This is a genomic window from Daejeonella sp., assembly GCF_044232565.1.
In the GTDB taxonomy this organism is placed as follows: Bacteria; Bacteroidota; Bacteroidia; order Sphingobacteriales; family Sphingobacteriaceae; genus Daejeonella.
The window spans coordinates 1-7,458 of the sequence record NZ_JBIILQ010000137.1; the positions used below are offsets into that span (position 1 = coordinate 1).

General features: G+C 38.0%; 8 protein-coding genes. 3 read left to right on the forward strand and 5 right to left on the reverse strand.

Annotated elements, in window-relative coordinates; translation table 11 throughout:
- The first annotated feature begins 59 nt into the window (after window positions 1-59).
- Entirely contained in the window at window positions 60-1,910 is a 1,851-nt protein-coding gene (gene hscA, locus ACILQF_RS08435) for a Fe-S protein assembly chaperone HscA (protein WP_395626977.1), read from the forward strand.
- A gap of 148 nt (window positions 1,911-2,058) precedes the next feature.
- On the opposite strand, the gene ACILQF_RS08440 is transcribed toward hscA, so the two are convergent.
- The 3 genes from ACILQF_RS08440 to ACILQF_RS08450 form a co-directional block, all read right to left on the reverse strand.
- A complete protein-coding gene (locus tag ACILQF_RS08440; RefSeq protein WP_395626978.1) occupies window positions 2,059-2,664 on the reverse strand; it encodes a riboflavin synthase in 606 nt (201 codons plus the stop codon).
- Window positions 2,665-2,679: 15 nt separating this feature from the next.
- Window positions 2,680-4,164 carry an acetyl-CoA carboxylase biotin carboxylase subunit gene (gene accC / locus ACILQF_RS08445; RefSeq protein WP_395626979.1) on the reverse strand — a complete coding sequence of 495 codons (1,485 nt, stop codon included), beginning with the start codon at window positions 4,162-4,164 and terminating at the stop codon, window positions 2,680-2,682.
- Window positions 4,165-4,252: 88 nt separating this feature from the next.
- The gene (locus tag ACILQF_RS08450) at window positions 4,253-5,287 is read right to left on the reverse strand and encodes a threonine aldolase family protein (protein WP_395626980.1); all 1,035 of its coding nucleotides are present in this window, start codon (window positions 5,285-5,287) and stop codon (window positions 4,253-4,255) included.
- Between the two features lie 200 nt (window positions 5,288-5,487).
- Here ACILQF_RS08450 and ACILQF_RS08455 point away from each other — a divergent pair, with 200 nt between their 5' ends.
- Window positions 5,488-6,345, forward strand: coding sequence for an N-acetylglucosamine kinase (locus ACILQF_RS08455; RefSeq protein ID WP_395626981.1), 858 nt, complete (start codon window positions 5,488-5,490; stop codon window positions 6,343-6,345).
- Window positions 6,346-6,412: 67 nt separating this feature from the next.
- On the opposite strand, the gene ACILQF_RS08460 is transcribed toward ACILQF_RS08455, so the two are convergent.
- Window positions 6,413-6,631 (reverse strand): methylated-DNA--[protein]-cysteine S-methyltransferase, encoded by a 219-nt coding sequence (locus ACILQF_RS08460; protein WP_395626982.1) that lies wholly within the window; start codon window positions 6,629-6,631, stop codon window positions 6,413-6,415.
- Window positions 6,570-6,953 (reverse strand): methylated-DNA--[protein]-cysteine S-methyltransferase, encoded by a 384-nt coding sequence (locus ACILQF_RS08465; RefSeq protein WP_395626983.1) that lies wholly within the window; start codon window positions 6,951-6,953, stop codon window positions 6,570-6,572. The genes ACILQF_RS08460 and ACILQF_RS08465 overlap by 62 nt, the downstream gene beginning before the upstream one ends.
- 17 nt (window positions 6,954-6,970) lie before the next feature.
- Here ACILQF_RS08465 and ACILQF_RS08470 point away from each other — a divergent pair.
- Window positions 6,971-7,458: heme exporter protein CcmB (locus tag ACILQF_RS08470; RefSeq protein ID WP_395626984.1), on the forward strand; the 488-nt coding region annotated here is incomplete at its 3' end.

Consider the following 7,458-nt stretch of genomic DNA (forward strand, 5'->3'; position numbering starts at 1 on the left):
GCGAATGCTTCGGTATTGCGCCTAAACTCGCTACCTTTGCGGCCTGTTGAGAAACAATTATGGCTAAAGTATCTATTAATATTGCGACCGGTTCTGTACAAAAGGAAGAATTAATTGTTGGGATTGACCTCGGTACAACTAATAGCTTGGTTGCATTCATAAACCCTGAAGGCCATCCTCAGGTAATTAATGATACTGGAAAAGGTCTTTTAGTACCTTCAGTTATACATTTTCAAAACGATGGTCATGTAATTGTTGGTAATGAGGCTAAAGAATTTCTTATTTCTGATCCTCAAAATACTATATTTTCTGTTAAACGCCTACTCGGGCGTTCTTTTAAAGATATTGAGTCGCATAGCAGTCTTTTTTCTTATAAAATTATTGATGATGATCGCGAAAGTTTAGTTAAAATAAAGGTTGGAGATAAATTTTATTCGCCAATTGAACTTTCTGGAATGATTCTTAAAGAGCTGAAGGAGAGGGCAGAACATGCCCTTAAAACTGCGGTTAATCGCGCTGTGATTACTGTTCCTGCGTATTTTAATGATAGCCAGCGACAAGCAACACGCGATGCAGGTAAATTGGCAGGTTTAGATGTTTTAAGGATTGTGAATGAGCCTACCGCCGCTAGTTTGGCTTATGGAATTGGTTTAAATCCTGAAGAGGAAAAGATTATTGCAGTTTATGATTTAGGGGGCGGGACTTTCGATGTGTCGATTCTAAAGATACAAAATGGCATTTTTGAAGTGCTTTCCACCAATGGGGATACTTTTTTAGGTGGTGATGATTTTGATCAGGCTATCGTAAATTATTGGATTGAACAAAATAAGTTGGAGAATAAGCTGGGAGATTCTTCTTTCAATCAGGCTTTACGCTTAAAGGCTGAAGAGGCTAAAAAAGCATTAACAACGCAAAATATTTTCAATGATTTTGTGGGTGATGTGCCTTGCGCCATTACTAAATTAAAATTTGAAGAGCTAATTTTCTCAAAAGTAGATCAAACCATCGATTGCTGCAAAAATGCGCTAAAAGATGCAGGTTTGAACATTTCTGATATTCAAGAGGTAGTGATGGTAGGTGGATCTACACGTACTCCACTCGTAAAAAATAAAGTTGCTGAATTTTTTGAAAAAGAAGTGCATGATCAAATAAACCCTGATGAAGTTGTTGCCTTGGGTGCAGCCATTCAGTCGGATATTTTGGCCGGTAACAGAAAAGATATTTTATTACTTGATGTTACTCCGCTCTCTTTGGGGATTGAAACCATGGGCGGATTGATGGATGTAATTATCCCTAGAAATGCCAAAGTGCCAAATAAGGCTGGTAGGCAGTACACTACGTCAATTGACGGACAAGTAAACATGAAGATTTCTGTTTATCAAGGGGAGCGCGATTTAGTCTCAGAAAACAGAAAATTGGCAGAATTTGACCTAAAAGGTATTCCCTCAATGCCGGCAGGTTTCCCTAAGGTTGATATAAATTTTAAGCTTAATGCTGATGGTATCTTAACTGTTGAAGCAATTGAATTACGCTCAGGAGTTAAGCAGGAGGTAGAGGTTAAACCTACTTACGGTTTAACCGATGAGCAAGTGGAGCAAATGCTTTTGGATAGTGTAGAAAATGCACGCGAAGATGTAAGCAAAAGAATGCTCATTGAAGCACGTACAGAAGGTGAACAAATGGTTTATACCGTGGAACGTTTTCTTGCAAAAAATACGGATCAAGTCTCTGAAACTGAAATTGCCGATACTCAAAATTTGATTCAATCTCTCAAAAATGCTTTAGGATCTGGTGATAAAGATCTAATTTTAAAAAGTATCGACGAGTTAAATGAATTTACACGTCCTTTTGCTGAACGATTGATGAACACTGCCATTTCAACCGCCATGAAGGGTAAGGCAATCGAGTAATTATAATACACTCAATTTTCTTTCCTTTGGTCGGTGTTGTCACCGTACCAATTACCCTATGGTCACCGTACCAAATTAACCCATCGTCCCTAGAGTTTAGCACAGCGTTTCTACGGATTATTTATTGACTAGACTCTTCAAACTCATTTTAATTCCGCTGGCTGAGGCTCTCGAAACCCACCAACCTTGCCACATATTTCCCAATAATATCAAACTCCAAATTCACAGTGTCTCCCTTTTTTAGCTCCTGCATATTGGTATGTTCGTAAGTATAAGGAATGATAGCTACTGAAAAGGCGTTTTCTTGAGAGTTTACCACCGTCAGACTAATTCCATTCACGCAAATTGAACCTTTTTCGACAGTGATATTGCCCATTTTAGGGTCATAAGTGAAGCTATATTCCCAGCTGCCACCCATTTCTTTTACTTCAGTGCATAATGCTGTTTGATCTACGTGGCCTTGCACAATATGTCCGTCTAAACGTCCATTCATTTGCATGCAGCGTTCCAAATTTATTAAACTACCCTCTTTAAGTTGTCCGATATTAGATTTATTTAGCGTTTCGGCCACAGCCGTAACCGTGTGAGTGCCATTTGCTAAAGCAACAACGGTTAAACAAACACCATTATGAGCCACAGATTGATCGATTTTAAGTTCATCAGAAATTTCTGATTGAATGGTTAAATGCAGATTATCTTGTTCTTTTCTGAGTTCTAAAACGCGACCGATATTCTCAATGATGCCTGTAAACATATATTTTCTATTAAACTAGTGTTCTTTCCTATTTTTTCTCCACTGAGATTCATTTTCAGCACTTACATTTTCTTTTGCCGTATCACTAATTGAACTCATAAAATTTGAACCAATTAGAGCGGCAATCATAGCTTCTTCCTCATTTTCTTGCGAGAGATGCTCCGGAAGGAAGTATTTATTCACAAAATGGGTGTCGAAATTGCCAGATACAAAAGCTTCATGCTGCATCACAAATTTTCCGAAGGCTAGGGTTGTTTGAATACCCGTAATTTGGTATTCATCGATTGCACGAATCATACGTTGGATGGCTTCTTGGCGGTCTTTTCCATAGCTTACCAATTTGGCAATCATCGGATCATAATAAATTGGGATATCCATTCCTTGCTCAAAACCATCATCTACTCGTATTCCGGGACCTTTAGGAGTGATATAAGTCTGTAAATTACCTATATCTGGCAGAAAATTATTTGCTGGGTCTTCGGCATAAACTCGTACTTCAATAGCATGCCCCTTAATTTTGAGATCATCCTGCGTAAAACTTAATGGCTCACCACGAGCAATCCGAATTTGTTCTTTTACAAGGTCAATACCAGTAATCATTTCCGTTACCGGATGCTCAACCTGTAAACGCGTATTCATCTCTAGGAAGAAAAAATCTAGGTTTTCATCCAAAATAAATTCAACGGTTCCAGCACCAATATAATTACATGAACGGGCTGCATTGACAGCACTTTCACCCATTTTTCGCCTAAGTTCTTCAGAAAGCACTGAAGAAGGAGCTTCTTCCACTACTTTTTGATGCCTCCTTTGTACGGAGCAATCGCGTTCAAATAGGTGCACAATATTGCCATAATTATCCCCTAGAACTTGTATTTCTATGTGTCGAGGTGAAGAAACATAACGTTCGATAAATACTGAACCATCTCCAAAGGCTGAACTCGCCTCCGAAACTGCAAGGTCCATTTGCTCCACAAAATCGGAAGCCTTTTCAACAATTCTCATGCCTTTGCCACCGCCGCCTGCTGCTGCCTTAATCAATATTGGATAACCAATTTCTAATGCTCTGTTTTGCGCAACTTCAAGGTCTGTAACGGCTTCTTCCGTGCCTGGAACCATGGGGATATTATAGCTCAGTGCCGCTGCTTTGGCAGACAGTTTGTTACCCATAATTTCCATCGCCTCGGGCGAAGGACCAATTAATGTAATTCCCGCAGCTTTAACCATTCTCGCGAAGGCAGCATTTTCAGATAAAAATCCATAACCTGGATGAATTCCTTGAGCCCCTGTTTTTTTGCAGGCCTCAATAATTTTTTCTCCTAAAAGGTAAGATTGAGAGGAGGGCGCAGGTCCGATGCAAACGGCTTCATCAGCATATCTCACATGAAGGGCATTACGATCGGCTTCCGAAAATACAGCAACGGTTTTTATGCCCATTTCACGCGCAGAGCGCATGATGCGAAGGGCAATTTCACCCCTGTTGGCTATCAGAATTTTTTCCATAGATCAGTTGTTTTAGATCGCCTGCAAGAAAAGCAAAATTTCGATGAAGATTATGCTGAAAATGTCATTTTCGAGATAATATTTCAATTTAGTGAATTTTCTTTAAGGTCTCAAGCGTATAGTCAATCATTTCAGAATTGATATCTAAATGGGTAACAAAACGAATCATCTGCTTCCCAAAGGAATTGCATTTTATGCCGTGATGTGCTAATTTCTCGACAAATTCTTCTGGATTGTGCTTCTCGTCAAGCTCGAAAATTACAATGTTGGTATCCGCAGGCATGCAGCTTTTTACAAAAGCTAAGCCAAGTAATGCCTCCGCTAGAACCTTCGCGTGGCGATGATCATCTTTCAAGCGATTAACATGGTGGTCAAGGGCATAAATGCCCGCAGCAGCTAGAAAACCAGCCTGACGCCAGCCTCCACCTAGAACTTTGCGTATACGTTTTGCTTTTTGTATTGTTTCTGTACTTCCTAATAATACTGAACCTACCGGTGCGCCTAATCCCTTTGATAAACAAACAGAAATTCCATCAAACATTCTTCCATACTCTTTCGGATTATCGTTTGTTTCTGCTAGTGCATTAAAAATACGTGCTCCATCTAAATGAAGGCTCATGTTTTTTAAGCGGCATAAATGGTAAATTGGCTCTATTTGGTCAAGGGTATAAAAACTACCACCACCACGGTTTACTGTATTTTCAAGGACTACCAAAGTGCTTTTTGGATAGTGAATATTTTCGGGATTGATTTGAGGTTCAATTAGATCGGCAGTCAAGCGACCGCGATCGCCATTCAATAAACGCACCGATGCGGAAGAATTGAAGGCTATTCCACCACCTTCATAACGGTATACATGGGCAGTTTCATCACAAATAACCTCATCCATTGGATTTGTAAAGCATTTAATTGCGATTTGATTGGTCATAGTACCTGATGGACAAAACAAGGCGTCATCCATTCCAAATAAATGTTTAAGCTTGTTTTGGAGCGCATTTACGGTTTCATCTTCCCCAAAAACATCGTCCCCGACTTTTGCGCTATACATTGCTTCTAGCATCCCCGGACTAGGCCGAGTTACCGTATCGCTGCGTAGATCTACCACCATTTTTGTCTCATTCATGGCTAAAATTAAATTTAATCTTGCTTATTTGAAATTATTTCTGTTGAATATGGTTCAAAAAAGATAATTCTAAGAGTTTTTATTGCCAAATTTTAATTCTATTTTTAAAATAAATAAAAGAATTTGACAATATACATAGTGTCCTTTTGACAATAAGTATTATTTCATACCTTTAAATTTTAATATATATATATATAATTATGATCATTATTGCTGATGGCGGCTCTACCAAAACCAATTGGTGTTTATTAAATGATGCTGGTCAAAAAATCTATTTTAACACAGAAGGATACAACCCATACTTTGTAAGTTCAGAATATATTATTGAATCTCTTTTTAAGGATCTTCCTTCAGATCTAGATTTAGATAAGGTTACCGAAGTGAATTATTATGGTGCTGGTTGCTCTACGGATGAAAAACAAAAGATTGTCTCAGATGCTATGGCAAATGTTTTTACCAAAGCCAGCATTTATATTGGTCATGATCTTCTTGCTGCAGCTCGCTCATTATTAGGATTAGATACAGGCTTTGCCGCAATTCTAGGAACGGGAACTAATACTGGTCTTTACGATGGTAGAGACATTTCACTAAACATTGATTCTGCAGCTTATATTTTAGGAGATGAAGGTAGTGGATGCTATATTGGAAAAAAATTATTGACGGATTATTTACGTGGATATATGCCAGAAGTGGTTAGGGAACGTTTTTGGGAAACTTACAAGCTAACTCCAGAGCAAGTAACCGATCAGGTTTATACCAAACCTCTTGCAAATCGCTTTTGTGCTAGCTTCAGTAAGTTTGTATACGATAATAACGTTCATGCAGAATATTCAAGAAAAATTGTTAAGACTTCTTTTGTTGATTTTTTTGAAAATATCGTAAGCCATTATCCAAATTATAAAGATTATACCTTCAATTGTATTGGCTCTGTTGGATACAATTTTAGAAATGTGCTCGAAGAAACTGCTATAGAATATGGTATGAAAGTTGGAAAAATTATTCGTTCTCCGATAGATGAATTAGTTCGCTACCATGTGGAATTAGCACCGAGAAAATAGTCGTTATTAAAATTAAGCTAATTGAAAATATTTCATTCAATATTAGCAGAACACCTTTTTATTGAGACTAAAAATCCAAGAATGACTGTCCCATGACGGTCATTCTTGTTTCATGCGCTAAGAGCCATTTTTTTCGCCAAATACCGGTAGAAAATCCCACAAGTTTTCCATTGCTACCAATTACTCGGTGGCATGGCACCACCAGCAAAAGATTGTTTTTTCCATTAGCTGCCGCAAATTGCTCTAATAGCAAGCGGGTTTTGCATTCGTTTAGCCAATATTGCATAGCTTATGCTGTGGCCTAAAGGGATATTCTGGAGTTCTAGCCATACATTTTTCTGAAAATCGCTTCCCGATTGATTCATAGGGAAGTGGAAATTTTTTCTTTTGCCTTCAAAATATTCTCTTAGTTGAGACTGGGCTAAATCACTTATCTGATTTGGGTTCTCATTTTCATCCTGCTCAATAAAATGGATTGAGTGCACCTCATTTTCTGTCGCTTTATTGATTATTTTCCCGATTGGGCTCTCATTATGGATGAAAGCACGGATCCAAATTACAGAGAAATCTTGGAATCTGTTTGCTAAATACTTAAAACTGAAATTCAAAGTTTATATTTGCCTCGATGGATTTATTCAACCAAATAAAGTTTTTAATCCGGAAGGAAATTAAGCTTGAGTGGCGTTCAAAATATGCATTGAATGGGATACTCCTATATGTAGTTTCTACTGTTTTTGTTTGCTATTTAGCTTTTCGTCAGGTTAGTAGCGCCCAAACTTGGAATGCCTTATTCTGGATAATTATGCTATTTGCCTCTGTAAATGCCATCACTAAAAGTTTTATTCAGGAAAGTCGTGCCCGTCAGCTTTATTATTACACCATTGCTAGTCCGAAGGCAATTATTATTTCTAAAATAATTTACAATATTTTCTTGATGATCTTACTTTCGCTGATTGCCCTCGGTTTTTACTCACTAGTTTTCAATAATCCTATGGGCGACCCTTGGTTTTATTTACTTTCAGTTTTATTGGGTAGTATTAGTTTTGCTTCAGTTTTTACGATGATTTCTGGTATTGCTTCGAAGGCGAGTAATGGTGGCGGACTAATGGCCAT

What these genes read in the sequence shown, in the direction of transcription:
- hscA (WP_395626977.1), top strand. Translation starts at nt 60, where the DNA reads ATGGCTAAAGTATCTATTAATATTGCGACCGGTTCTGTACAAAAGGAA.
- accC (WP_395626979.1), bottom strand. Translation starts at nt 4,164, where the DNA reads ATGGAAAAAATTCTGATAGCCAACAGGGGTGAAATTGCCCTTCGCATC.
- ACILQF_RS08460 (WP_395626982.1), bottom strand. Translation starts at nt 6,631, where the DNA reads ATGCAATATTGGCTAAACGAATGCAAAACCCGCTTGCTATTAGAGCAA.
- ACILQF_RS08455 (WP_395626981.1), top strand. Translation starts at nt 5,488, where the DNA reads ATGATCATTATTGCTGATGGCGGCTCTACCAAAACCAATTGGTGTTTA.
- ACILQF_RS08440 (WP_395626978.1), bottom strand. Translation starts at nt 2,664, where the DNA reads ATGTTTACAGGCATCATTGAGAATATCGGTCGCGTTTTAGAACTCAGA.
- ACILQF_RS08450 (WP_395626980.1), bottom strand. Translation starts at nt 5,287, where the DNA reads ATGAATGAGACAAAAATGGTGGTAGATCTACGCAGCGATACGGTAACT.